Genomic DNA, 22,962 nt, shown 5'->3' on the forward strand with positions numbered 1-22,962 from the left:
TTAGCTCCACAAGGCAGTCAGAATTTGGAGCCACGAACTTGGACTACGGTCTGTTGATGTCGAACGTCGGGCGGGCGCCACGCGGCCGCAAGCTGAGCCAGCAGGATGTGCTATACGAGGCCCTGCGCCGCGCGATTCTCGATGGCGTCATCCGCCACGGCAGTAAGCTCGTGCCGACGCGTGCGCTCGCCGAGCAACTCGCCATCGCGCGAAATTCGGTGCTGTACGCCTACGAACGGCTGACCGAAGAAGGCTTCATCACCACGAGCCGGCATGGCTCCTTCGTTAGCATGGTGAGCGGCGCGGGTGCGTCGATCACCACGGCCAGCGGCGGCGTACACGCACCTGCGAACCGTCTGTCGCATCGTGTCACCGGGTTGCCGCGCGAGCGCAGCAGCCCGGACGACCCCACGCCGTTTCGTCCCGGCGTGCCCGCCCTCGATGAATTTCCGCTCGGGCAATGGCGCGCTTCGATGGAACGCGCGTGGCGCTCGGTCGAACCGGGCGAACTCGGCTACGGCAACAATTCCGGACATCCCGCCTTACGCCGCTCGATTGCCGAATATGTGCGCGTGTCGCGCGGTGTGCGTTGTTCGCCTGAACAGGTGTTCATCACCGCGGGCACCCAGGCGAGCCTCGATCTGTGCGCATGCATGCTGGCCGATCCCGGCGATCGCGTGTGGGTCGAAGATCCCGGTTATCACGGCGCGAAGGCCGCGTTTCAGGCCGCCGGTTTGCGACTGGTGCCGATTCCCGTCGACGCCGCCGGCATCGCGCCTACACCGGATCACTGGCAGCAGACGCCGCCGCGCCTGCTGTACATCACGCCGTCGCATCAATATCCGCTTGGCAGTGTGTTGAGCCTGGAGCGGCGCTGGTCGGTCATCGAGAACGCGGTGGCGCGCGGCGCGTGGATCATCGAAGACGACTACGACAGCGAACTGCGCCACAGCGGTCCGCCGTTGCCGTCGATCCAGGGGCTCGCGGCCGATACGCCGGTGATCTACCTCGGCACCTTCAGCAAGACGATGTTTCCAGCGCTGCGAATGGGCTTCATGATCGTGCCGGCGCATCTGGTCGCCGAGGTGGACGAGGCGCTCAGCGAGATCGCCCGGCAGGGTCGCGTGGCGGAACAGATCGCGTTGGCGGATTTCATCGATAGCGGGAAATATGCGCGGCATCTGCGGCGCATGCGGCGGCTCTATCAGCAACGCCGCGCGGCGTTGGTCGACGCGATCGAGCGGCACATGGGCGATCTGGTGACGATCTCGTCCGATCGCGGCGGCATGCATCTGACGGTGCGGCTCGACGCGCCGCTGCGCGATCAGGACGTGAGCGCGGCCACGCGCGCGCACGGCTTGCATATCGCGGCGCTCAGCGCGTTCTGCCAACCGCGCGCAAATGAGGCCGCGCACTACAACGGCTTTATGCTCGGCTACGCGGGCATCAAGCCGGACGAAGCCGATGCACTGGTGGCGCGCCTCGCTGCCGTGGTGCGTGGACTGGATCGCGAACGTACGCGGCGCTAGCGCGGCGTTGTTCGTTGTGACGAGCGGTCGCTATGCCATTTCCGCTCTGAGCCAGCGCGCGAGCATGGCGTCGTCGTCCGAATGCAGCGCTTGCGCGATACGCTGCCCGACCGCCGCGCCGAATTTATAGCCATGGCCCGAGCATGCCGAGACGACCAGCGTATTGCCGATACGCTGCGAAAAGAAACGGCTATCCGCGGTGAACGTGTACGCGCAAGTCTTGACTTCGGTGACCGTATATTCGTCGATGCGGCCGAACGGCGGCGAGAATAGCCGGCGCAACCTGTCGCCTTCGCCGGGCGCGGCAACGCGATTGGCGTCGGGGTCGGCGGCAAGCGTCTTGTGCACGCCCGCGCCGAACTTCAGACCGACGCCGTCGAGCGGCGGCAGCACGTAACCGGCGCTGGCGCCGCCGATATCGACAATCGCCGGCGCGTTCGCCCACGCGTCCCGCAAGTCCGCGGGCGGCTCCATATAGGCGACCGTGTTGCGATAAGTCATCAGCTTTTCAGCGAGGGCGGGGAACAACTGCAAGGTCCAGGCGCCCGCGGTGACCACGAGCTTGTCGCCGCGAACGGTGCTGCCGTCTTCGAGTCGCACGGACGCCGTAGCCGGATCGACGGCGAGCGCTTTTGCATGCATGCGAATCTCGGCGCCGCTCATCCTGAGCCACGCTTTGACATCGCGTGCTATGCGTTCGCTGAAAAGCGCGCCGCCGTCATGGTCGAGGTAAGCGTAGCGAAAGGTAGCGGGGTCGAGAAACGGATATCGTTCGGCCGCTTCGCGTGCGTCGAGCCGCTCGTATTCGAATTCCATCCGGTCGAGGCCGGCGCGGAACATTTCGGCACCGTCGCCCGCGTATTGCGAAATGCCGAGCACGCCGCAGTTGGCATAGTGCGAAACGCCCAGGTCGTTCCACAGCAGATCCCAACTATCGAACGCTTCAGCGATGGTGTGCGCGTAGCCGTCGGCGTCGCCATATGCGCGACGGATCATCCGGTGCCGGTCGCCCGATGCGGCCAGCGGATTGGGAATCGCGCCTTGCTCGATCAGTGTAACGTCATGTCCCAGCTTCGCGAGCGCCCATGCCGTGCTCAAGCCCGCGATACCCGCGCCTACGATTGTCACCCGCATAACTGCTCCCCCAAATCGGTGCATTGGGTTCAGAGTCTAGCAGCGTGAAAATTAAGTCGGTGCGTGTTTGTGCGAATCAGCTTGCGCAAACCAGCGAGGCTTGCGCCTCGCGCAGAGCGATTGAAAGCAGGGTGTAAAGCAGCCGGTGGTCTCCGCGCGCCAGCGTATCAATGTTTTCGATTAGACGAATGCCGCAGCTGGTCGCGGACTTTTTTCGCCGCGAAAAGCGGCACGTAATCGAAGACGCGCGCGTCGGTTCGATAGTCGGCCAACGTATCGGCGTACATCTTCAAGACTGTTTCGGTGGGCGTATCGGTTTCTTCCGCGATGTTTTTCACCACTTCGTCGACATTGGGCTCGGGCTGGTGGGGCATGAATCTCTCCGGAGTAGGCAAGATGAACCGCGGATGACGGGAGTTTCATTAGAGGACGTGATTCGCGTTGATGCCAATTGAATCGGTCTATCGCATGATCTGGGCCACAGAGATTTTTGTCTTGCGGTACCGCACGTTCCCGCGTCGAGGCATCATGCGAGAAATCAATGTGTATGTCGATGATGAATATCAGGGAAATGCGCGTGCGCGTGCGTTATTGGTGCATGGCGATGCGGGTGGGTGTGCGGCTCTTTGCCATCCCACGCAAAATCGTGTTCGTGCTGATGATGCGCGTCGTGGCGATGACGATGCGTGTGGTCCAGCGCGTCATGAGTGTGCGGATGTTCATGACGTTCGCGGATGTGCAGCCAGACGCCCAGCGTCATCAACGCCGCCGCGACCCAGAACATGAGTGGCGGCAGTTCGGGCCACAGTACCCACGACAAGGTCACGCCGAATAGCGGCGCGACCGAGAAATAAGCGCCGGTGCGCGCGGTGCCGAGATTGCGCAACGCGACGACGAACAGCACGAGGCTCACGCCATAGCCGGCGAAACCCGTCAGCATGGCAAGCGCGATGGTTGCGGCCTTCGGCCATGCGGCGCCGAGGGTGAGCGCGAGCGCGACATTCACCGAACCGGCCACGAGCCCTTTGACGCACGCAATGAACATGGCATCGTTAGCCGATACTTTGCGTGTGAGATTGTTGTCGATGGCCCAGCAGGCACACGCGGCAGCCAGCAGCAGGGTGCCGGGCGGCAGGCCGGCGGCGCCCGGCTGCCACGACAACACGACCCCGCCCGCGACGATCGCGGCCATGCCGAGGAACACCTGCATGTCGACGTTCTCGCGAAACACGACCCATGCGATCAGCGCGGTGAATACGCCTTCGAGATTCAGCAGCAGCGAACCGGTGGCTGCGGGCGTCGTTTGCAAACCGAGCATCAACAGCGCCGGACCGGCGACGCCGCCAGCCGCGATCGCGCCGGCGAGCCATGGGACTTCGCGTAAAGGGAAGCGGTCGTGGCTGACTTGCCGCCCGCGGGCATGGCTTTGCAGCCGGCGCATCAGGATCACGACGGCAAGGCCGGTGCCGCTGCCGAGGTAGAACAGGCCGGCGAGTAAAAACGGCGACAACGAACCGAGCAGCGCCTTGGCGAGCGGCGTGGTTGCGCCGAACAGCGCGGCGGCGAGCAACGCGGTGAAAGCTGCGTTAAAGCGGGTAGACATGAATTGGAAATCCGGTCGAAGCGAGCGTTGCCGACACGATAGCGCTATCCGCCCGCCGGCGCCTCGGCAAATAACCGCGCCGACAGAAAATCCACGAAGGCCCGCAGTTTCGGCGACAACTGCAGGCTCGACGGCCATAACACCGAAAACTGTCCCGCGCCAGATAGTCTTCGAGGGCGCCACACTCCGGACTTCTATTCTCGAATCGACTCATGGTGGAAAACCTGACCGGCATCGCGCTGATAAAGCTGCGAAGGCGGCCGGCTACTCGATGGCGTGATCTGCTGCGGCATGCGTCGGTTGAAGCGCCAGCGGTTGCGCCACAAAGCGATCGACAGCAGCGCTGTGGTTGACCAGGCACCGTGTGCGGCGTAAACGTACGGCATCGCCGCCAACACCCGGGTGGACTCACGATGACGCTTCCGTTTTTCACGATCGGTCATTCCACGCGCACGCTGCGCGAGTTCATCCATTTGCTCGAAGCATCGGAGATCGAAATGCTGGTAGACGTGCGCAGCATTCCACGCTCGCGCACCAATCCGCAATTCAATCGCGATACGCTGCCGGGCTTGCTCGCGCCTGCGCGTATCGACTACCTTCACCTGAGCGAGCTTGGTGGCCGCCGCAGCCATCACAAAGGCGATGCGCCGTCGCCGAACGGTTACTGGACGCATCCCGCGTTTCGCAACTATGCCGACTACGCGACGACGGCCGCATTTCAGGAAGGCCTCGCACGCCTGCTCGACCTCGGCCACCGCCGCCGTTGCGCGATCATGTGTTCGGAAGCGGTATGGTGGCGTTGCCACCGGCGTATCATCACCGACTATTTGTTGCTGCGCGGCGAGACGGTGTTGCACATCATGAATGCGCACCACACCAACCCCGCAACGATGACGCCGGGCGCGCAAGCGCAACCCGACGGCACGTTGATCTATCCACCGGAAACCGAGTCCTGATCTCCGCGCCATTGCATGAACGCCAGAAAATCCGCTTCACTGAATACGCTGCTGCGCGAGATCCGCGCCTGTACGATCTGCGCGCCGATGCTGCCGCATGCGCCGCGGCCAGTCGTCGTGGCGTCCGCGGATGCGCGCATCCTGATCATCGGCCAGGCGCCCGGCGCGCGCGTGCATGCTTCGGGCATTCCATGGAGCGATGCGAGCGGTGCGCGCCTGCGCAACTGGCTCGATGTCGAGGATGAGACTTTCTACGACAAGTCGAAATTCGCGATCGTGCCGATGGGTTTCTGCTATCCGGGCAAAGGTACAAGCGGGGATTTGCCGCCGCGGCCCGAGTGTGCCGCGCATTGGCATGAGACCTTGCTCGCGCAGTTGCGCGACGTACGGCTCACGTTGCTGATCGGCCAATATGCGCAACGCTTCGGTCTGGGCGACGGGTTCGGGCCCACCTTGACCGATACGCTGCTGCGCTGGCGCGAGTATGGCCCCAACGTCATGCCGTTGCCGCATCCATCGCCGCGCAATATCGCGTGGTTCAAGCGCAATTCGTGGTTCGAAGCGGAGATGTTGCGGACGCTGCGGGAGCGGGTGCGGGCGGCGCTGAACGGATGATTCCGCCGAGGTTCATTGACTCCGCCGCCGCTTTCAAGTCCCCAGACTCGGCGTCGCATAAGCATCCGGCCGCGCGTTACGCGGTTGACTGCCTGGGCGGCGTGGCGGTTCCCGCAGCGGCGGCAGATCAGCGGCTGGCGGGCTATCGCCCCGGCGTTGCGCCGCGCGTCGACGAAATAAACCGAAATATCCACTTAAGCGTTTGACGGAATAAAACGGCACACTAATACGTTTGGCTCATGCCGGCGGAGCAATCAACGATGCGTCGGCATGGCTCATTTCAAACAGCTTTCAAAAAACGCCTTCTTGCCGACGGAACCCATTGATGAACACCCACGCCGACACCCACGCCGATTCGACCAGCACACTCCTGCCGTCGCGCTACACCCGCACGGCGATGCTGCTGCACTGGCTGATCGCGCTGCTGATGATCGGCAACGTCGTGCTCGGCCTGAGCGCGGACTCATTGCCCGACGACTGGGTGCGTCCGGTAATCGATACGCACAAATCGATCGGCATCACGGTACTCGGTCTCGCGCTCATGCGTATCTTGTGGCGCGTGTCGCACAAGCCGCCGCCGTTACCGCGCCAATTTCCGTCGTGGGAAAAGATCGCCGCGCACGTCGCGCATTTCCTGCTGTATCTGCTGATGATCGCGCTGCCGCTGTCCGGCTGGCTGCACGATTCGGCCTGGAAAGACGCAGCGACGCACCCCATGCGCCTGTTCAACCTGTTTCCGTGGCCGCGCGTCGGCTACGTGATGAGTCTCGATCCGACGCTCAAGGAGACCTTGCACGACCGCTTCGGCGCGTTGCATACGTGGCTCGGTTACGCGCTGTATGCGTTGCTGGCGATGCATATCGGCGGCGCGTTGAAACACCAATGGATCGATCGCAAGTCGGTTTTCAAGCGCATGGTGCCGTAAGCGCCGCGGCCAACACGCCCAATCTTTTAACCGCACTCTCGACCGACTCAGCCGTTATTTTGAAGAAAACTCTCGAACAGGCGCTCGCTCTCGCATCGCCGCGCATTCTGCCGCGTCCCGCTACGCTGTCGAGCACGCTGATTCATGCCGGCGTCGTCGCGTTGTGGCTGTTGCTGTTCGCGCGCGCGTTCTTTCTGCAAGGCGTGGTGGCGTGGTCGACCGGTATTGCGTACGTGGTGTACGACACCTTGCTGCTCGCGTTTGTCACGTTGAAAACGCTGCCGCTGATGCGTCCCACGCCGCCGCTCGAACCTGAATTCGACCAGCGCGATTTGCCGAGCATGGGCGTGATCGTCGCGTCGCATAACGAGGCGGTGGTGTTGCCGGTCACGCTCGCCGCGCTTTTGCGTCAAACGCACGGTCCGGCGCAAATCGTGATCGCCGACGACGGTTCCACCGATCACACCGGCGAACTGCTTACCGAGCGCTTTGGGCTGATTGCCGCAGCCGAAGGCGTACTGAGCGCGCCGAGCTCGCTTTACCCGAATCTCTACTGGCTGCGTGTGCCGCACGCGGGCAAGGCGCGCGCACTGAACGCCGCGATCACGGTCATGACGACCGACACGGTGATGACCGTCGACGCCGACACGCTGCTCGACGACGACGCCACCTACGCGATGCGCGCCGCCTTCGCCGGAGAATCGAAGCTGGTCGCGGCGGCGGGCATTCTGGTGCCGGTCTGCGGCACGTCGGTTTCGGGCCGCGTATTCCAGTGGTTTCAGACCTACGAGTACATGCGCAACTTCATCGCCCGTTTTGCGTGGATGCGCGCCGACAGTCTTCTGCTGATCTCGGGCGCGTTCGCGTCGTTCAGGCGTGACGCGCTGGTCGACGTGGGCGGCTTCGATCCGCAATGTCTGGTGGAAGACTACGAACTGATTCATCGGCTGCGCCGCTATTCGGTCGATCACGGCCTCGACTGGGACGTGCGCGTGGTCGGCAACGCGCATGCGCATACCGACGCGCCAGGCCACCTCAGCAGTTTCCTGCGGCAGCGCCGCCGCTGGTTCGCGGGCTTCCTGCAGACGCAGTACTGGAACCGCGACATGACCGGCAATCCGCGCTACGGCACGCTCGGCATGCTGATGCTGCCGGTCAAGGCGATCGACACGATGCAGCCCATCTACGGACTGACTGCGTTCGCGCTGCTGCTCGCGTTTCTGTTCGGCGGGCATGGCGCGATCGTCGTGTCGATTTTCAGCGTGATCGGCCTGAAAACCGCGATCGATCTCGCGTTTTATCTGTGGTGCATCCACCTGTACCGCCGCTGGACCGGCGAGCGCACTGGCTCGAGTGTGCGGATGGCTGTCCTCGCGGCGATCGCCGAGCCGTTCACGTTCCAGCTGGTGCGTCATGTCGGCGCACTGCTCGGTTGGCTGCATTTCCTGCGCGGCGGACGCTCGTGGGGCGTGCAACGCCGCTCCGGCCTCGTGGCGCGCGACGAAAGTTAGCGGCGGATAGCCATCGTCGACGCGCCAGAGCGTCAGCCTGGCGCGATTGCGGCGAGGCGCGGCGGCGAGCGGTATATAAGGGTGGTCGGCGGGCCCACCCCCTGCTGGTTCGAGTAGACTGTGCGACGACGTCGGCCGCTATTTGCAGGGCGGTGACGCTCTTTCCGCTCGTGCACGGAGACTCCACCTATGCAGGCTGTTCCCCCGTTCGAACAAGACACCGTCGATGTGCTCGTTGATCCGCCGGCTGCTGATCCAGCCGCGCATGCAGCTGTGAATGCGCACGCGTCCAATCATGCCGCCGACGACGCACCAGTGCGCGATCTGCGCCGCGTCGGCATTCATCCCGACTACTGGTATCCGCTGGCGTGGTCGAACGAGGTAAAACGTGGCAAGGCGCACGGCGTGACGTTCGCGGGCGAACCGATCGTGCTGGTGCGCACGGAATCGGGCGCGGTGTTCGCATTGGAGGACCGCTGCGCGCACCGTCAGGTGCCGTTGCATCAGGGCGTGGTGGACGGTGAGTCGATCCGCTGCTGCTATCACGGCTGGACGTACGACTGCTCCGGCAAGTGCATCGACGTGCCGTATCTGGGCCGCGAGCGTCTGCCGAACGGCGTGCGTTCGTATCCGTGCCGCGAAGTCGAAGGCCTGATTTTCGTGTTTCCCGGCGATGCCGCTCTGGCTGAAGCGCATCCGTTGCCGGCTCTCGGTTCGGTATCGGACAAGAAGTACAAGACGCGCCGGTTCGGCCGCGCGGTGAGCTGCCACTATTCGTTCATGCACGAGAACCTGATGGACATGAACCATCAGTTCCTGCATCGCCGGCAAATGGGACAGATGCGCGCGCGTTCGGTGGCTCGCCGGCGTGGCGAGGGCTGGGTCGAAGTCGATTACACGTTTGCACGCATGGCTGGCCAGCAGCCGATCGGCGAAGCGATCGTATTCGGCCAGAGCCGCAAGACCGGGGGCGACAACGACAAGGACGTGATGACGATCCGCACCGGCTACCCGTATCAGACGCTGCAAATCCGCACGTCCGATCAGACGATGGTGATGGAGTTATGGATCGTCTACGTGCCGCTCGATCGCGAGCAGCGCACCAACCGCACGTTTGGTTTGCTGTCGATCCGCAAGCCGGGCATTCCGGGCGTGCTGAATCTCGCGTGGCCGCTGCTGGTGTGGTTCACCGAACGCATTTTCAAGGAAGACCGCGAGATCGTCGAAGCCGAACAGCGCGCGCACGACAAGCAGGGCGCGGACTGGAATCACGAAGTGTTTCCGGTTATCAACGAACTGCGCGCGTTGTTGCGGGAGAGCGGCGCGCCGGACCACGTGGTGGGGGGCGGCACAGGCGATACGTCGGTGATTCGGTTCTGGGATTCGCGTCACGGCAATCCATTGTCGAATACCTGATATTCGAATTTTTTGACGCCGCGCAGGATCGTACGATCGTCGGCGACGATGAATTGCGCGCCGCCGGCACCGGCTATAACGACACGTGCAACGCGCGGGACCATCGGCTATTCCAGGTCATAAAGGAATTTGTCCATCTCCGAAGGGTAGCGAATCCAGCCGGTTCGAGAAGCGATAATGGCGCTAATGCACTTTGGTTTGCGCAAATCGACATGCGCGAGCTCCCGCCCCATGTACTATTTCGTTTTTTCCGTAATCAAGAACGCCACGTGACTGCTTCCAAATCCCCCATCTCCCAACAAATTCCCGCTTCTTCGCGTAAATCCATCACATTGCTCCAATTGTTGGGCCTCATCGGCGGCGCGGCTCTGATCGCCGCTATCCTGCTGGACCATCTGGTTTAATCCCGCCGCAAGACTTCGTTTCACGCATCCGCGCTAACGCCGGCGCTCGCCGCCGGCTCCATCGAATTTCGATTTGCCATGTACGATGAGACGCCGGCCTTGCAGAGAGCAGATGCGCCGCACGCAGTGGTAGAAAACCCATCGGCGGACGACTTCAAGCAGTGGGTCTGCGTGATCTGCGGCTGGGTCTACGACGAAGCCGCCGGCTTGCCCGACGAGGGCATCGCGCCCGGCACACGCTGGGCGGATGTCCCGGCCGACTGGCGTTGCCCTTTGTGCGACGTGGGCAAGGTCGATTTTGCGTTGGTCGAGTTTTGAGGTCGATCGACGGCTTGGCTTGGTGCCGGGGACAAATCAGCGTTAGCCTGCGCCTTCCGGAAAATCCGCCCCAACTGTTGTGGCTTTCCACGCATCAACGTCGCCACGTATGAAGTCCAGCTTCGTGCGCGCCAGTTCAGACGCGTTTCTGCGTTCGAGCGCCCGACGTGCGCCGAGCGTGAGTGTGATTCTTCAACTGTAGCCGCAGTGCGTCCGCCTCGCTCTGCAACGCCTCGACGAACGCGCCGGCCAGCGGATGGCTCGGACGGTGCTCCGGATGTACCACGCTCACGCGAAACGGAAACGACACGGCGAGCGGCCGGATATGCAAATTACGGCCCACGAAATCGAGAGCGGTGAGCGGATTGACAATAGCCAAACCAAGGCCCTGCCGTACGAAACTGCAAACGGAAACGGCGGTGGGCGTCTCGATCATCTGTCGGCGTGAGATGCCCGCTTGCGCGAAGGCTTCGTCGACCTGAATCCGATATGGATCGTTCGACGACAAGCTGATGAAAGGCTGATTCGCGAAATCCTTCAGTTCAATCGCGCGCTTCGCGAGCAGCGGATGCGCGTCGGGCAGCACACAGACTTCGTCCACTTCGAGCAACGGCGTGAGAAGCGTGCCGGCCGGCGGTGCGCCGTGTTCTGTCAGGCCGAGATCGTAGCGCTGCGCGGTCAGCCACTCTTCGAGAAACGGCGACTCCTGCGTCGCGATCGACAGGCTCACACCGGGCTTCGCTTCGTGGAATCGTCTGGACGCGCCGGGCAGGATCGAATGCGCAAACGCGGGCAACGCGATGATCGAGAGCTGTCCGCCCTGAAATTCGCGCAGGCTTGCCGCTGTCGAGGCGACGCGCTCGAGTCCGATATACGCACGCTTGATCTCGTCGAATAGCGTCAACGCGGACATCGTGGGACGCAGACGCGCATGCACGCGTTCGAACAACGCAAAGCCGATGCTTTGTTCCATGCGCGCGAGTTCGCGGCTCCGGGTCGCTTGAAGAACTGCGACGCGACGAGCGGATTCTCGACATCTATCTGGGGCGACAAGGACATGGGCATGTTGCTTGAACTGAAGAACCTTCGCGCCGGGTACGGGCAGACGCCTGTGTTGCACGGTCTCGACCTGGAGCTCGAGCAGGGGCGGATGATTTCCATCCTTGGGCGAAACGGAGTTGGAAAAACGACGCTCTTGCGTGCCATCGTTGGAGCCATCCCGGTGCAGCAAGGCGAGATTCTCTTCGGCGGCTCTTCGATACGAGACATGCCAATGCACAAGCGCGCCCACCGGGGAATTGCATACGTTCCCCAGGGCCGTGACATCTTTCCATCCTTGTCGGTGCTCGACAACCTGAAAGCGGCGGCGTTCGGCACGAAGCGCAGCGACTGGCGCGAAGCGGTTGACGGGCTGCTTTCCGGATTTCCGATGCTTCGCGAAAAAGCCGACGAGCGTGGAGATTCGCTAAGCGGCGGCCAGCAACAGATTCTGGCTCTGGCACGGGCACTCATCACGCGCCCATCGTTGCTGCTTCTCGACGAGCCATCCGAAGGGATACAACCTTCAGTCGTTGACCAGATAGCTGCGACTGTCCGGAAAATCAATGAACGCGAGGGCATCGCGGTCATTGTGGTTGAACAGAATCTGGAGTTTGTTGCCCGCATGGGCGCGCATTGCCGACTGGTTGACAAAGGTCGTGTTGTGTTCGACTGTGACCCGGAACAGCTAATCAACGATGCCGACCTGCAGCGGCAGTACCTGGGAGTTTGACCATGCTGCGCGCAGACACCAGTTACGAATCTGCAGTTAAGGAATTTCGCTGGAACATTCCCGGAAAGTACAACATTGGGGTGGATGTGTGCGATAAGTGGGCGGCGCTCGACCCGCAGCAGCCGGCGCTGATTCACGAGCACGGCAACGGGCACATCACCCGCGTCTCCTTCGGCGAACTCCGGCGCAGAAGCAATCAGACCGCGAACTGCCTGCGAAAGCGCGGTGTCACGGAAGGAAGTCGCGTCGCAATCCTCCTCGCCCAGTCGCCGCAAACCGCGTTTGCCCATATTGCCGCCTTCAAGGCAGGCGCGATTTCCGTTCCGCTCTTCGCATTGTTCGGAGAGGAAGCGTTGGAGTACCGCCTGCGCGATAGCGGAGCCAGCGTGCTCGTCACCGATAGCGGGGGAGCAGCAAAAATTGCCGCCATCAGGCAGAAGCTGCCAGCATTGGTGACCGTCCTGGTCACCGATTCCGGTTCGGGCGTCACGGCAGTTGAGGGTACCGAAAACTTTGACGACGCAATTGATGCAGAGTCCGACGCTTTCGAGCCCGTGGAGACCAGCGCCGATGACCCGGCGGTCATCATCTATACATCAGGAACTACCGGGAAGCCCAAAGGCGCACTGCATGCCCACCGCGTTCTGTTGGGCCATTTGCCCGGCGTGGAGATGTCACACGGTGGAAGTATCAGGAGAGCCGACCTTTTCTGGACTCCAGCCGACTGGGCATGGATTGGCGGGTTGCTCGATGTACTGCTGCCCGCCCTGCACCACGGCGTGCCGGTGCTCTCACGCCGCTTCAGCAAGTTCGATGCGGCGTCTGCCTTCGATTTGATGAGCCGTCATGGGGTCACGCATGTTTTCCTGCCACCGACGGCGCTGAAGATGCTGCGTGCCGAAAAGGCGCCTTTAGACCGCTGGCAATTGCATCTGCGTTCGGTCGCAAGCGGCGGGGAATCGTTGGGCGTCGAACTCCTAGGGTGGGGCCGGGAAGCTTTGGGCGTGACCATGAACAAGTTCTATGGCCAGACCGAATGCAATATGGTCGTGTCCTCCTGCGGCGCCTGGTTCGCGGCCCGGCCGGGAGCAATCGGGCGGGCCGTGCCAGGTCATGACATCCGGATAGTGGACGACCAGGGCGTGCCCGTACCGACAGCCGCGGTTGGAAACATTGCGGTTCGTTCGCCGGTCCCCGTGATGTTTCTTGGCTACTGGAACAATCCGTCGGCTACCGCCGAGAAGTTCGCGGGAGCGTACCTGCTGACAGGCGACCTTGGTTGCATGGATGGGGACGGATTCATCCACTACGTGGGTCGCAACGACGACGTAATCACGAGCGCTGGATACCGTATTGGGCCAGGACCGATTGAGGACTGTTTGCTCGGTCATCCGGCCGTGAAGCTGGTAGCGGTTATTGGCGTGCCGGACCCCGCACGCACCGAGGTGGTGAAGGCATTCGTTGTTCTAGCCGACGGATTCACCGCTTCGGCGAAGCTGACCCGGGAATTGCAGGACCACGTGCGCATGCGTCTGGCTGCACACGAGTACCCACGGCTCGTCGAATACATCGATTCGCTTCCAATGACCTCAACAGGAAAGATAATCCGGCGGGAGTTGCGAACTCCCTAACTGTAGCTGCCGGGCGACGGGCAGTCGGCGTTGCCCGCCGGCGCGGGCGGCGGGTGTCACGTCTGGCAGATTTCTGGCAGACACCAGTGCGGCGGGCGTGCGCGCGACTGCGCATGACTGCGGTCAAGTGCTTGATTTTGCGTGACGTTGCGTGTCCTCGCCGCCCCCGCGTTGCCGAGCTTCCCTCGCATTCGACTCCGCCAGAAATATCACTCGGGCGCGGCGCGCAAAATAATAACCGCGGTGCCTCTGTACGGAGGCACCGCAGCCGTTGCTGGAAAGGAGCTTGCCTCAAGTCGGTAGGGCCATTACTGCTTTCATTTAAGTGCATCGCCTTGAGGCGCTTCCTCGTTTGGCGGTACGTCGCCAGGAGAAGGTTCGGCAGGCGTTTCTTCGTCCGGAATGTCCTCGTCCGGCTCTATGCCGGGAACGTCGCTCTGCTCATCAGCCGTCTGGTGCGTAGCTTCGTCGTCCACCCGATTCGAGTCACGCCTCCGGTCGACGGCTTTGCCCTCGCTGCGGAACTCCGGCGCAGGCCGGGTCTCCGGCAGGCAAGGCTCATCGCGCTCACCGGAGACGCGTCGCGGGCAGACCACGATGCTGCGCTTTCTGCGGGCTTTGACCACCATCTCTCCAAGCGATTGACATGCAGGCCCTCGCGGCCATTCTCGCGTCGGCCGGGCAAACATAAAGCTTGAGTCCATGACGCACTCTGCTGGGCGTTCCCGGGAAAAGCGGTCGAACTGAGCGGTATTAAATGCCTGCCAAACGCATGGACGATTATAATTAAAAATTAGTCTGCAGACCAAACGGATAGGTAACGCCATTTGATAATACGTATTACAAAAGAAGCATTCATGGCAGAGCCGCGAACTTCCCGTAATAGGAACATTGAATGAACGTGCTCGTCGTTGACGATAATGAAATTGTTGCGGACAGTCTGGCTTTTCTGCTGGAATGCTACGGCCACCGGGCTGTCGTGGCCTATGATGGCGAAACCGCGCTGAAGCTGCTTCGTACCGGCGCCTTTGAACTCACTTTCCTTGACGAGAACCTGCCCGGCATCAAAGGCAGCGCTGTGGCACTGTCGCTGAAGGAATCGCCGGTTCACCCCGGGCCTTTCGTCGTTTCCATGACGGGAGACGCTGACAGCCAGGAGGACGTTGTCCGGCTTTTCGATGTCTGTCTGCAGAAGCCGTTCTCCTCCGAAGCACTCATGCAGGTCATCGAAGACGCCCGTAGCAGAAGCGATGTGAGCTTTCTACTGGCGGCCTAGACACGCAGCACATCGTCGCGCCTCATCATAGTTGCATCCAACCGTGCAAGACGACAGTTACCTCAACGCCCTATCGCGCAAGCCGTTGTTTTAGGCAACGCGGCGATGGTAGCTACCACAAATGTCATTGTTGGATTGCCAGCGGTGGTGTCCGGACTTATCGAAAAGTTGACGCCTGATTGGCATGGCGTCACTTCCCGCAAGTTCCTATTGTTCATTGCAATTTCGGCTGTTAAAAAACGTTGTATGTGCAACGGACGATAGGTATTGCTGAAACCGGATTTCCGGAAGGGAAGAAGGGCCTGCGTGGGACGACCAGCCCTATCCATCAGCGACGAACGCCTCCCTTGATGTCCCTTTGTCAGGAGCACTCAACCGTTCATCGCATTCACCACCACTTGACTGGCCGTTGCCATGCAAAGTCACAAGGCCGTCATGAGGGACAAGTAGCGTGACTCGACGCCGCGAATTGCCCGGCGGCGATTAAAAAACAGTACTGAGAGATGTCAATATGATGAACCAGGATGCCGCCAGCGGCCACCTTGAGCGTAGCATCGAGAACGACCGCCTGAGACGGGCGTTGGCCGCCCGCCTTGACAGGGCGTTCAAACGGAACGGCCTGAGTTCGGCGCGCGCAGCAACCGCGCTGGGCGTAAGCAAAAACCACGTGGACTACTGGCGACATGGAATCACCGTGCCGCCACTGGACGCCTGCATGCGTCTTGCCGCCGACCTCAATCTCGACGTTCACTGGCTTTGCACCGGGCAGACTCAGGACGCCTAGTCCGCATTACGTGACAACGGCGGCGCATAGGGTCGGCGTGCCGTGCGTCCGTACGCGATACGCCGGATGTGCCCGACGCGCCACCGCGCGGACCATCGATTCAATCCGGTACGACTGTGCCCGTGCTTTTCTGTCCGCTCGGTCGTCGGCTCGTCAGCCGGGTTGATGGGGCAATGAAGCTAAAAGTGAAGTGGCGTCGGAGAGCCGGCGCACCTCGCGCCGGCTTTTTCACACCCGAAGCGTTACCGTTCGAAAGCTGGCATCCTCCAAGGTGCGGCCTCGAGTTTTACGCCTTGGCCGTGACGACCTTGCGGGCCTTGTCGATGACTTCCACGGCTTCCCTACTCGCCCCCATGGACTGCTGCTGGAACGCGGCTCCCGCATCTCGCATCGCTTCGAAGCTCTTCGACCAGAATGCAGCAAACGTGCCGCTTTGCATTGGCGCGTTTTTGCCGAGATTGTCTGCGAGCGCTTGAGTTTCACGAACGTACTCGTTCACCTGCTTCTGGCTCTGCGCGAGTAGCTGACTTCTGGTCTCGGTGACAACTTCATTGACGTGCCGCCAGTAGGCCTGCGCCTTCTCGTTCGTCAACGTGGTCTGTCGCCTCTGCAACTCGAGCAACGACTGAGGGTCTTTGGCAGATACGGCCTCGGCCAGGACCGCATGGTTTTCGGCCAGCGAGGCTTTCGCCGCCTGTACATTCAAATCGACCAGCTTTTCAACGCCCGGATAGACGGCATTCAGGAAGCCAAAGAGCGCGTCCACACCTGCTTTCTGTCCCGCAATGAACTGTTCAGGGACCTGTGCAATCATCTGTGTGCCTCCGTGTCAGAACTGTGGGTTGTTGACTCTGGTTCTTGCAATGCAACGATGCGTGGCAGCTAATGCCACCAAGCATCCGCGTTCTTTTTCTGTTGTAGCTTTTTGCACTTGTCCGGCATGGGCCGCTCCTCACGCGACGTGTTCAGTAACAGCAGGCGCGGTTAGCCGCGAGGTCCCGCTCAACGTTGCTACGAAAACGCGTGCTGCGGTGCCGGCCGGCGGCAACATAAACAATATATACAGTATTATCCTGACCAACGAAAACGCACGCAACAATACAAAAATCGCCGGCGCCGTGAAATTCCGCCATTCTGCGTGGGCAAGGGCTGTTTGATATTGTCGATCCATTGACTGATGAGACGACTACTGTCTGTAGTCAAACCGAAGGTGTGTTTTATATGCGGCGTGCTATTCGGTTTGTTACGGCTGGCGCGCCGTTGGGGCGTTTGACTGGTGCGCGGGGGTTTCGGACTGGGGTTTTGTTGGGGGCATGAGTTTTTTGTTTTTGCCTACGCGGCGCTTGTTGTCTGTGTGCCTCGCAGGCGAGTCAAACGCAGGCACGCAAGCGATTGCAGCACGACACTAACGACCACTTGCGGCCATCACACCGCAGCAAGAACAAGGCGTGAGCAATTCGCGCTTTTTATGTGCCGACGAGACGAGAGTCAGTCGGCATCCATTTAGCTTTGGCCGGTCGGTCTAGGCATGATGCGAAATCCATCCAACGCGATGACACTTCGCCCTTGGGCTTCGGGCAAATGTTGCTCGGCTCAGGCGTCAATCAATCTTCTGACTTCACAGGCGGTATCGACGCGCAGATCAAACACCGGTCCTGCGAGAATTTTCCTGATCGCACGCATTTGTGAAGATGTGTTGCATACCTGTGCATTTCAGAATTCTCTTATTCTGGTTTTCAGCTCCTTCGTCCAGTATCGAATTATTACGCATTTCTAACGATGTGCTACAGCAGGGAGATTCACGAAAACAAAAAATCCGTCTCGTCGGCCAACGGGTAGCCTTACCCGTCTACTAGTCGCGTTCATGTTATTGCTTTGCGCATTCGGGGCGAGCGCGGACGATTGCTTCACGCTCTACTCAAAGTCCGGCGCAACGCCAGGTACGAAGACCTGCCGCCTTGATGTAACGAGCAATACACCGGGCGGCATGGAGCAGCGGGTGGTTCCGGCAACGTCATTGCATACCGCGCAAACGGGAGCCGCTAACGTTCAGCTGGGTGAATGACTCTTGGCGAACGAAGAGCTTTAGCGGCCTTGCACTGACGCAGAATGGTGCGGGCTGGACGCTCACTGACCTAGTGACAGAAGCCACCGAGACGTACTCTACGCAAGGTGTTCTGCTCTCAGAGGTTACCAAGACGGGGTTCATCCGAACGTTGAGCTATGACCGGTCGGGCCGGCTCTTACTGCGATCACGCAGCATGGCCCTGACACCAAACCATTCTACGATCTTACACTTCGCCTGGAATATGACGATAAAGGTCGTATTGCGCGATTGGTCGATCCTGCGGGACGCCTTACTCTGTACCAGTACGACGCAAGCAGCAACCTCGTTTCTGTCACGTGGCCAGATGGAAACGTCCGACAGTACGTCTATGGAGACTCTCGATTCAAAGGTGCGCTGACCGGCATAGTTGACGAAACAGGTTCGCGTATTGCGACGTGGACATACGACGCACAGGGGCGGGCGACTACTGTCAGTCATCCAGACACGACACAAAACGTACAGTTTGCGTATGGCACGGGAACGACAACTGTCACGGATAGCAACGGCGCAAGGACGCTTTCGTTCTCGACCATTGGTGACAAGGTTCGGCTAACCGGCAGTAGTGGTTCAGTATCGGGCGGGATGACATGGGATACATCGGGCAGCCTCCTGGGGACGACAGCACCGGGGCGCAATGCCGTCTATAGTTACGACAATACGGGTCGCCCGGTGAAAGCGACGGTGCGAACCACGTCCGGTGTCTCGGTCACTTCGGTGCAGTACGCCGATGCAACGAGCCTTCATCCTGCGGTAGTTGCCATGCCAGGCAAGCTAATGTCGTTCGTGTATGACAACAATGGCAGCGTTACTGGATATAGCGAGCGCCTCACAAACGATCTGACTGGCGAGGCCGGTTTCGAGGCAACCTGGGACGGCCAACAGCAGCGCACTATTGGCGCCCGTTACGATCAGTTTAACCGGCTGGTCGAAGCGATCACTTACGTTAACAACGTCAAGACGGCGGATTGGGTCTACTTCTACGACTTCACAGGGAATCTCAACACAGCACAGAATCTCGTCTCCGGGTGGCTCTTTGGCAATCAGGATCGCGATGCAGCTCACCGTGTGACCTTGCAAACTGGCAACTACCGCGAGGCACGTATTGCCTACGACCCCAGAGGACGAGTTACCCGGCTCACATACGATGAGAAGCCGATAGTCGCAACCGGCCGGCCCCGTCGGCTACTGATCGTAGACCATGGCTATTCGCCGGATGGTCGTGTGGTATCTCGCAGCGGCACAGTAGCAACCAATGGCGGGGCTGCGGTTGCAATCAGCAGTGACGATACCGATAAGTGGCTGGATAACTATCAGGCGGGTATCGACCCTGTAGGACCTCCTGCAAGCCGTCTTGGCTGGTTGAAGTCAATCACGTCCGATGCCACACAGAGCATTAGCGCCGTATGTGTGGATTGCGGGTTCATTCAAGCGCGCCTCGCATGGCCGCTGTTCCTCCACGACCTTTATTTCAACGCACAGACCGGAAAACCCGTCGCGGATGATCCGATTGAAATTCAGGTTGCAGCGCAGAACCAGCTACCGTTCCCGGTGTTGACTCCGAACCTGTCACAACGGACTGCGCTCTACGCGAAACTGTTCCCGAGTGCTGCTGCGCAAACATCGGGATTCGTGAAATGCAAGGACGGCTCGGATTGCCAAGCTGTCAGAACTACATGCCGCTCGAAGTGTTCATATACAGTATTGCCCACTGGCGATTTTGGCATCACGTTCTGGAACTGTGTCAACGATTGTGCGGAGATGCGTGGATGCCCAAGAATATAGGCATAGCGGTGTGTATCAACAGATCGTTTGGAACTCGGATACCCTCGCTGGTGAGGGCAGGATATTTAAAAGGAGCTACGTAAATGATTGAAGATAAGGCAGTAGCCTCGGAAGTATGCAGCCGAATGCTGAAAATCAATGCATCGATTGATGAAACGATTGTCTTCGTTCAGGAGCATTGCTCCGTCGAAGAAGTTGATAATTTCAAACGAGCCATGGGAGAGGTGATGTACATGGTCTTCGAGCAAGCGCTCATTCCGATTTACAAAAAGCACCCCGAACTCGTTCCAGATGGGCAGCGTGTGAGTGGAATAACCGACTAAGATAGGCATCCGTAACGAAAGAAGGTGCGATTGATCGCGCCTTCTTAATTGTTTGAACAACTGCGCAGAATTGCATGGATGCCACCGGATTTTAGATAAAACTAATTGGCGAACTTAAGCGGTGTAAGACGCGGCAATTTTCGATTACATCCCGCTAGCGGGGCCGGACTTTCATTCGGATGTATCACGCTGAAAAGTCTCGCGGATTTTCGGAGACTTCGGCAAACACTACTGGACACAACGACTGTTCCCGCTGGCAATTCAGGGGCACGTGCTTATGGCTGGATAGAGGTAGTAACAATTGGTGAAACTTGCCCGTAAAGTTTGCAAGATACTTCTCTTTTTGGGAGTATTTTTTATATCTGTGCGATATGTCCACACCTACCCGCTACCGATGACATTAGATCAACAGCAGTTACTGATCGAAATATCGGATAAATTCGGAATAAGCGATTACGAACTGCTTTATATCGGAGCAATGACGCTCATAGACCTGATTGTGACGATCATTCTCTATGTAATGACAGTGAGACTCTGGCAGTGCTATAAGTCGAAGCGACGCTCAACGTCGTGATGGTGGGAGTTGCGTCGCCCCTTGCGTTTGCTCGCGTGCGCGGTGCCGCTTTTTTGTCCTGCGCGGCGCTTGAGGCCGCATCGTTTGCGTCGTGCATTACGGCCGACATCTTCCCCAGCTTATCGCTGCAGCCTCCATTTCTTTCGAGAAATAATGAAGCGTTCGCAAGCCAACAAAACTTAACAATTCGCGTCGATTTCTCGAAAGGCAACGGAACGCGATAAGCTGGCGAATGTTCACGCGCGCCACGCGCCCGAAGTCCAGGCACACCGAAAGATTTGCGGTTTGCATAACCCCGGTAAGTCCATGACACGCATCGGCAGACCCTTCGACATTTCGCGTCTCGAAGACGAATGGCTCGAAGCAGACGGCTTCGGCGGTTTCGCTTCGGGCACCGCCGGCACGTTACGCACGCGCCGCTATCACGCGTTGCTGCTGACCGCCACGCGTGCCCCGGGCGGGCGCGTCGTGCTCGTCAACGGCGTCGAGGCGTGGCTCGAGGCCAACGGCAAGCGTTATCCGCTAAGCACGCAGCGCTATGTGCCGGACGTGATCTATCCGGACGTGACGGCGAGCCTGTTGGACTTCGACACTCAGCCGTGGCCGACATGGCGCTTTCAACTCGACGCGCAAACGCTGCTGACGGCCGAAGTGTTCGTCAGCAAGACAACGCGCGAAACGGTTTTGCGTTGGCGCGCGGAGGGTTCCGAACAACCCTCCAACGCGAACGCGTTCACGTTGAAGGTCAGGCCGTTGCTTTCCGGCCGCGACTATCATGCGCTGCACCATGAAAATCCCGCGTTCAACTTCAACGCGCAAACGAATGACGAGCAAGCGCGCGTCAGTTGGCAACCCTACGGCGACTTGCCGACCATTCAAGCCGTAACGAATGGCACCTACACGCACGCACCTGATTGGTATCGAAACTTCTGCTACGTCCGCGAGCGCGAGCGTGGTCTCGATTTCAGCGAGGATCTCGCGACGCCCGGCGTGTTTAGCTTCAATCTCGCCGATGGCGAAGCGGTGATGATCCTGAGCGCATCCATAGCGACAGCGGCGAAGACTGCAAACATTGAACCTGCCATCGCCCACGCCACGCAACTCGCCAACATCGAACAACAACGCCGCACCGCACTAGGCTCCCGCCTCCAGCGTTCCGCCGATGCCTATGTCGTCACGCGTAACGAAGGCCGTACGATTGTCGCCGGCTTTCCGTGGTTCACCGATTGGGGCCGCGACACGTTCATCGCCATGCGTGGCTTACTGATTGCATCGGGCCGATATAGCGACGCCGAAGCGATCCTGCTCGAATGGACCGGCACGCTGTCTGAAGGCATGCTACCGAATCGTTTCCCCGACTATGGCGACACGCCGGAATACAACGCCGTCGATGCGTCGTTGTGGTTCGTCATCGCCGTGCACGACTATCTGGCGACCCATCACGCCACCGCCGCCACGCGCACGTGCTTGCAGCAGGCAGTGGAAACCATCCTCGCGGTCTATACGAACGGCACGCGCTTCGGGATCAAGGCGTCCGCTGACGATGGACTGTTGAGCGCGGGCGTGCCCGGCGTGCAGCTAACGTGGATGGACGCAAAGGTCGGCGACTGGGTAGTCACGCCACGCATCGGCAAACCAGTGGAAGTACAAGCACTCTGGATCAACGCATTGCGCATCGCGGCAATGTGGAATTCGCAATGGCGGCAGCCCGCCGAGCGAGCGTTGCAAGCGTTTCATGAACGCTTTATCGATCCGTCGACGCAAGCGCTTTTCGACAACATCGACGTCGATCACGTAACAGGCGCCGTCGATCGCTCGATCCGGCCGAATCAGATTTTCGCCGTGGGTGGCTTGCCGTTTCAATTACTCGACGGTGTGGCGGCACGTGCGGTAGTCGATCAGGTCGAAGCGCAGCTGCTTACGCCGCTCGGTTTAAGAACGCTCGCGCCGTCCGATCCCGCCTATCAGGGCCACTACGCCGGCACGCCGTTGGAACGCGACGGCGCCTATCATCAAGGTACCGCTTGGCCGTGGTTACTGGGCCCTTTTATCGAAGCGTGGCTGCGGGTTCACGCGACCGGGCACGAGGTCCGCGCGCAAGCCAAAACGCGCTTTCTCGACCCGCTGTATGCACATCTCGACCACGCCGGTCTCGACCACCTCTCCGAAATCGCCGACGGCGACGCGCCGCACACGCCCGCCGGCACGCCGTTTCAGGCGTGGTCGCTGGGCGAGCTGTTACGCATCGAATATCTGCTTGCCCGGATGGAGCCCATCGCCGCGTAATCCGCGCTACGATATGA

The 22,962-nt window shown here is 60.3% G+C and carries 21 protein-coding genes and 3 pseudogenes; 17 read left to right on the plus strand and 7 right to left on the minus strand.

Annotated features, from left to right (window positions below; genetic code table 11):
• Positions 1-38 precede the first annotated feature (38 nt).
• Positions 39-1,529: a PLP-dependent aminotransferase family protein gene (locus SB772_RS22655; RefSeq protein WP_410835441.1), complete on the plus strand. Its 1,491-nt coding sequence runs from the start codon at positions 39-41 to the stop codon at positions 1,527-1,529.
• 30 nt (positions 1,530-1,559) lie between these two features.
• Here SB772_RS22655 and SB772_RS22660 read toward each other — a convergent pair whose 3' ends face one another.
• The 4 genes from SB772_RS22660 to SB772_RS22675 form a co-directional block, all read right to left on the minus strand.
• The gene (locus tag SB772_RS22660; protein WP_410835442.1) at positions 1,560-2,663 is read right to left on the minus strand and encodes an NAD(P)/FAD-dependent oxidoreductase; all 1,104 of its coding nucleotides are present in this window, start codon (positions 2,661-2,663) and stop codon (positions 1,560-1,562) included.
• A 167-nt stretch (positions 2,664-2,830) separates the two neighbouring features.
• Positions 2,831-3,037 (minus strand): DUF3562 domain-containing protein, encoded by a 207-nt coding sequence (locus SB772_RS22665; RefSeq protein ID WP_410835443.1) that lies wholly within the window; start codon positions 3,035-3,037, stop codon positions 2,831-2,833.
• A gap of 164 nt (positions 3,038-3,201) precedes the next feature.
• The gene (locus SB772_RS22670; RefSeq protein WP_410835444.1) at positions 3,202-4,266 is read right to left on the minus strand and encodes a DMT family transporter; all 1,065 of its coding nucleotides are present in this window, start codon (positions 4,264-4,266) and stop codon (positions 3,202-3,204) included.
• A gap of 194 nt (positions 4,267-4,460) precedes the next feature.
• Positions 4,461-4,709 (minus strand): hypothetical protein, encoded by a 249-nt coding sequence (locus SB772_RS22675; protein WP_410835445.1) that lies wholly within the window; start codon positions 4,707-4,709, stop codon positions 4,461-4,463.
• On the opposite strand from SB772_RS22675, the gene SB772_RS22680 reads away from it, so the two are divergent.
• The 7 genes and pseudogenes from SB772_RS22680 to SB772_RS22710 all read left to right on the plus strand — a co-directional run.
• Entirely contained in the window at positions 4,680-5,222 is a 543-nt protein-coding gene (locus SB772_RS22680) for a DUF488 family protein (protein ID WP_410835446.1), read from the plus strand. The two genes, SB772_RS22675 and SB772_RS22680, sit on opposite strands and share 30 nt — an antisense overlap.
• A gap of 15 nt (positions 5,223-5,237) precedes the next feature.
• Complete coding sequence (locus tag SB772_RS22685) at positions 5,238-5,837, plus strand: uracil-DNA glycosylase family protein (RefSeq protein ID WP_410835447.1); 600 nt, start codon at positions 5,238-5,240, stop codon at positions 5,835-5,837.
• A gap of 325 nt (positions 5,838-6,162) precedes the next feature.
• Positions 6,163-6,762 (plus strand): cytochrome b, encoded by a 600-nt coding sequence (locus SB772_RS22690; RefSeq protein WP_410835448.1) that lies wholly within the window; start codon positions 6,163-6,165, stop codon positions 6,760-6,762.
• 59 nt (positions 6,763-6,821) lie between these two features.
• Positions 6,822-8,273 (plus strand): glycosyltransferase family 2 protein, encoded by a 1,452-nt coding sequence (locus SB772_RS22695; RefSeq protein ID WP_410835449.1) that lies wholly within the window; start codon positions 6,822-6,824, stop codon positions 8,271-8,273.
• 189 nt (positions 8,274-8,462) lie between these two features.
• The gene (locus tag SB772_RS22700) at positions 8,463-9,689 is read left to right on the plus strand and encodes a Rieske 2Fe-2S domain-containing protein (protein WP_410835450.1); all 1,227 of its coding nucleotides are present in this window, start codon (positions 8,463-8,465) and stop codon (positions 9,687-9,689) included.
• Between the two features lie 53 nt (positions 9,690-9,742).
• Positions 9,743-10,093 carry a hypothetical protein gene (locus tag SB772_RS22705; protein WP_410835451.1) on the plus strand — a complete coding sequence of 117 codons (351 nt, stop codon included), beginning with the start codon at positions 9,743-9,745 and terminating at the stop codon, positions 10,091-10,093.
• Positions 10,094-10,234: 141 nt separating this feature from the next.
• Positions 10,235-10,411 (plus strand): annotated as a pseudogene (locus SB772_RS22710) (rubredoxin); the annotation flags it as partial.
• A gap of 136 nt (positions 10,412-10,547) precedes the next feature.
• Here SB772_RS22710 and SB772_RS22715 read toward each other — a convergent pair.
• A pseudogene (locus SB772_RS22715) lies at positions 10,548-11,414 on the minus strand (LysR family transcriptional regulator); the annotation flags it as partial.
• A gap of 60 nt (positions 11,415-11,474) precedes the next feature.
• Between SB772_RS22715 and SB772_RS22720 the strand changes: the two are divergent.
• On the plus strand, positions 11,475-12,182 hold the full coding sequence (locus tag SB772_RS22720) for an ABC transporter ATP-binding protein (protein ID WP_410835452.1): 708 nt from the start codon (positions 11,475-11,477) through the stop codon (positions 12,180-12,182).
• Between the two features lie 2 nt (positions 12,183-12,184).
• Positions 12,185-13,813: an acyl-CoA synthetase gene (locus SB772_RS22725; protein ID WP_410835453.1), complete on the plus strand. Its 1,629-nt coding sequence runs from the start codon at positions 12,185-12,187 to the stop codon at positions 13,811-13,813.
• Between the two features lie 317 nt (positions 13,814-14,130).
• Here SB772_RS22725 and SB772_RS22730 read toward each other — a convergent pair whose 3' ends face one another.
• Positions 14,131-14,442: a hypothetical protein gene (locus tag SB772_RS22730; RefSeq protein WP_410835454.1), complete on the minus strand. Its 312-nt coding sequence runs from the start codon at positions 14,440-14,442 to the stop codon at positions 14,131-14,133.
• 266 nt (positions 14,443-14,708) lie between these two features.
• On the opposite strand from SB772_RS22730, the gene SB772_RS22735 reads away from it, so the two are divergent.
• Positions 14,709-15,089: a response regulator gene (locus SB772_RS22735; protein ID WP_410835455.1), complete on the plus strand. Its 381-nt coding sequence runs from the start codon at positions 14,709-14,711 to the stop codon at positions 15,087-15,089.
• A 511-nt stretch (positions 15,090-15,600) separates the two neighbouring features.
• Entirely contained in the window at positions 15,601-15,873 is a 273-nt protein-coding gene (locus tag SB772_RS22740; protein ID WP_410835456.1) for a helix-turn-helix domain-containing protein, read from the plus strand.
• Between the two features lie 286 nt (positions 15,874-16,159).
• On the opposite strand, the gene SB772_RS22745 is transcribed toward SB772_RS22740, so the two are convergent.
• Positions 16,160-16,687 carry a phasin family protein gene (locus SB772_RS22745; protein WP_410835457.1) on the minus strand — a complete coding sequence of 176 codons (528 nt, stop codon included), beginning with the start codon at positions 16,685-16,687 and terminating at the stop codon, positions 16,160-16,162.
• 326 nt (positions 16,688-17,013) lie between these two features.
• Between SB772_RS22745 and SB772_RS22750 the strand changes: the two are divergent.
• The 5 genes and pseudogenes from SB772_RS22750 to SB772_RS22770 all read left to right on the plus strand — a co-directional run.
• Positions 17,014-17,190, plus strand: a pseudogene (locus SB772_RS22750) (succinylglutamate desuccinylase); the annotation flags it as partial.
• A 1,372-nt stretch (positions 17,191-18,562) separates the two neighbouring features.
• Positions 18,563-19,762, plus strand: a complete 1,200-nt coding sequence (locus SB772_RS22755; protein WP_410835458.1) for a hypothetical protein — start codon at positions 18,563-18,565, stop codon at positions 19,760-19,762.
• Positions 19,763-19,845: 83 nt separating this feature from the next.
• A complete protein-coding gene (locus tag SB772_RS22760; RefSeq protein ID WP_410835459.1) occupies positions 19,846-20,085 on the plus strand; it encodes a hypothetical protein in 240 nt (79 codons plus the stop codon).
• Between the two features lie 105 nt (positions 20,086-20,190).
• Entirely contained in the window at positions 20,191-20,406 is a 216-nt protein-coding gene (locus SB772_RS22765; RefSeq protein WP_410835460.1) for a tlde1 domain-containing protein, read from the plus strand.
• Positions 20,407-20,965: 559 nt separating this feature from the next.
• Positions 20,966-22,945 carry an amylo-alpha-1,6-glucosidase gene (locus tag SB772_RS22770; protein ID WP_410835461.1) on the plus strand — a complete coding sequence of 660 codons (1,980 nt, stop codon included), beginning with the start codon at positions 20,966-20,968 and terminating at the stop codon, positions 22,943-22,945.
• The last annotated feature ends 17 nt before the right edge of the window (positions 22,946-22,962 follow it).

The sequence above is a fragment of the Paraburkholderia sp. SIMBA_030 genome, from assembly GCF_046535245.1.
Lineage (GTDB): Bacteria > Pseudomonadota > Gammaproteobacteria > Burkholderiales > Burkholderiaceae > Paraburkholderia.